Genomic DNA, 1,982 nt, shown 5'->3' on the forward strand with positions numbered 1-1,982 from the left:
TTGTGTTGATAGCTTGTCGCTTGCATTGCAGCAGCAAAGTGGTTTGGCGTGTGGAAAGAAAATCGTAACTAAAGATGGATTTGTTGTCAGCCGAACAAGTATACGATGTTTATCCACGGGAGAGGCGGGTGACGGTGTTGTAGTTCGTCAGGCTAAGATTGATCAGCTTTCTTTAGCGATTGCTGAACAGGATAGCGCATTGCAGTTGCTGCTTGATAGGCGAGATGTCGTCAACGAAAGGCTTGGAGAGTTATCCGTTAAGCTTGGTCACGAGAAGCGCAAACAAGAAACGTTTGCGCGAGAGCATTCGCAGCTTGCTGCAAAATTGAGTGCTGTGCGGGCGAGGCAAGAGCAAATGCATGAGCGGAGGCAGCGTATTGAAGAAGATATGCTCGGAATTTCGCATGAGTTGGAGGCTGATCGCGCCTCACTTGAGGTGGCTCGAGAAGCTTGGCAGCAAGCGATGGAGTCTCTTGATGCAATGGGCGAGGATCGCGCTCGTCATAGTGAGCAGAGGGATGTGTTGCGAGAAGCGATTGACCATGCGCGTGATGGGCAGCGCGACATTCAATCAAAAGTGCATGCGGTGACGCTGGCGAAACAAAAGGCGGCTGATCGTCTTGATGTGCTGCGTCATAGCGAGTTGGATTTACAGCGAAGTCTAGAAGCGATGCAGGCATCTTTGAATGCGTTGATTGATGAACAGGCGGATGTTGAGAAAATCGAGGTGCTGGAGTCTAGATTACAAGATGAGCTCGTGGCTCATGAACGAGATGAAAAGAAGCTCGTTGTTGCAAGGGAGGCGCAAGAGGATTTGCAGGCTCAGTTGAGAGAGTTGGAGCTTGCTCGGGAGAAGGGCGAGGGTGTTTTGCTCGACATGCGCGGTAAGCTTGAAAATCAGCGATTGCAAGTTCAGGCTCTCGAAATGGAGCAGACTAAAAAATTAGAGCGCATTACTGAGCTTGGCTTCGATCTCGAGGCATTGTCTCAAGAGTTAAATGATGCAGCTAACGCAGAGGTGTTGTCGAAAGAATCCCTGGAGCAGACCTTGGAAAAGCTCGCGAATCGCGTTCTTCGGCTTGGGCCAATTAACCTTGCTGCAGTCGATGAATACGAAGCTCAATCGGAGCGAAAAAATTATCTCGATCTTCAGAATGATGAGCTGGTTGAGGCTCTAGAGACGCTTGAGGGGGCTATTCGAAAAATAGATAAGGAGACGAGGGCTCGATTCAAGGAAACCTATGATCGTGTCAATTCGGGATTGCAGGATTTATTTCCGAAGATTTTTGGCGGCGGCAGTGCCAAGTTAGAGTTAACGGATAGCGACTTGCTCGAAACGGGTGTGTCGATCATCGCCCGTCCGCCAGGAAAAAATAATTCAACAATTCACTTATTATCGGGAGGAGAGAAAGCGCTAACGGCCTTGGCGCTCATCTTCTCTATCTTCAAGTTAAACCCTGCACCTTTTTGCATGTTAGATGAGGTTGACGCTCCGCTTGATGACGCGAATGTTGGGCGTTTTGCGCGACTGGTAAAGGAAATGTCATCTACGGTGCAGTTTATTTATATTTCTCATAATAAGGTCTCAATGGAGATGGCGGATCAACTGATGGGTGTCACGATGCATGAACCCGGGGTATCACGTCTTGTGTCGGTTGACATCGATGCTGCTGCTCGTCTAGCAGAAGCTTGACGCCAGTTATAAAACAATTAATTAAGCTTTAATCTTTGCCGTTGGTGTAACTCCATTTTTGACGATAATATATGGGGGTGCAATTAGTGGGTGCGCGAGTGTTGTCTGTGCGCCCGATTTCAGCTTTTAAAGCGCTATTCCAAACGAGCAAAAATTTAGCAATGAATCTTCGAGAATGGTTAATTGTTGCCGGCGTTGTCATTATCCTGGGTATTCTCATAGACGGCATTCGTCGTATGAGATTGGCTCGGCAAGATTCTCTTAAAATGTCTCGCGACCTTGGTGGTCA

The 1,982-nt window shown here is 48.1% G+C and carries 2 pseudogenes; both read left to right on the plus strand.

Going from position 1 to position 1,982, the window contains the following annotated elements:
- A pseudogene (locus A3750_RS11995) lies at positions 1-1,693 on the plus strand (chromosome segregation protein SMC); the annotation flags it as partial.
- A 71-nt stretch (positions 1,694-1,764) separates the two neighbouring features.
- Positions 1,765-1,982: pseudogene (locus A3750_RS26850) on the plus strand (hypothetical protein); the annotation flags it as partial.

The sequence above is a fragment of the Oleiphilus sp. HI0079 genome, from assembly GCF_001635105.1.